We start from the raw sequence: 233 nt of genomic DNA on the forward strand, positions 1-233 counted from the left end.
CGACGGCCTTGATCCCGAGTTCTATCCCGCCGAGGTCGTCATCGCCCCCGAGCGGATGCACGACAAGAATCCCGACATCGAGGCCTTCCTGGACGCCACGGGCGCCAGCATCAGCTGGGCCGGCGATCAGGCCTACTACGCACCCGGTCCGGACCACATCCGTTTGCCGGAAATGCCGCTCTATCGCGACGTCGAACAGGCCTACGCAACGGCCATGCACGAGCTGGTTCACT

At 64.8% G+C, this 233-nt stretch carries 1 protein-coding gene; it reads left to right on the forward strand.

Going from position 1 to position 233, the window contains the following annotated elements; genetic code table 11:
• A partial coding sequence (locus OH705_RS28840) for a zincin-like metallopeptidase domain-containing protein (RefSeq protein ID WP_267303650.1) occupies nucleotides 1-233 on the forward strand: 233 nt, incomplete at both ends.

Origin of the sequence: Pseudomonas sp. BJa3 (assembly GCF_026343815.1) — a bacterium.
Taxonomy (GTDB): domain Bacteria; phylum Pseudomonadota; class Gammaproteobacteria; order Pseudomonadales; family Pseudomonadaceae; genus Aquipseudomonas; species Aquipseudomonas soli.